This is a genomic window from Bradyrhizobium sp. PRIMUS42, from assembly GCF_023006515.1.
GTDB lineage: Bacteria > Pseudomonadota > Alphaproteobacteria > Rhizobiales > Xanthobacteraceae > Bradyrhizobium.
Genome location: NZ_JALBGZ010001468.1, coordinates 1 through 610, shown reverse-complemented (window position 1 = coordinate 610; position 610 = coordinate 1). Strand labels below are relative to the sequence as shown.

1 protein-coding gene is annotated in these 610 nt (G+C 66.7%); it reads left to right on the top strand.

All coding sequences use genetic code 11. The features are described from left to right. The coding region (locus MOV75_RS41115; protein ID WP_247008582.1) for a 3'-5' exonuclease at positions 1-610 on the top strand (610 nt) is incomplete at both ends.

Genomic DNA, 610 nt, shown 5'->3' with positions numbered 1-610 from the left:
CGGAGAGCACCGATCCGCTCGCCGCGCTCGGCCAGCTGCCGGTGCCGCCACGCACCGGCGCGGACTGGACCGACTTCGTCCGCACCACCCAGAACCTGCGCTATTCGGAATGGCCTGTCGATCTCGAGCGCGTGCGGCTGTGGTACGAGCCGCATCTGGATCGCATCCATGAGGATTCCGAGACGCGCCGCGCCGATTTGATGCAGCTCGAGCAGATCGCGAGCGGCTATGCCTCGCGCGAAAAGTTCCTGACCGAGCTCACGCTCGATCCACCGGATGCGACCAGCGACAAATCCGGCCCCCCCCTTCGCGACGAGGATTATCTGATCCTCTCCACCATCCACTCCGCCAAGGGCCAGGAGTGGAAGTCGGTGTTCGTGCTCAACGTCGTCGATGGCTGCATGCCGTCCGATCTCGGCGCCGGCACCAGCGCCGAACTGGAAGAGGAGCGCCGCCTGCTCTACGTCGCGATGACGCGCGCCAAGGACGACCTGCACCTCGTCGTGCCCCAGCGCTTCTTCACCCACGGCCAGGCCGCCAAGGGCGACCGCCACGTCTACGCCTCGCGCACCCGCTTCATCCCGGAGCAGCTGGTCTATCTGTTCGAGCG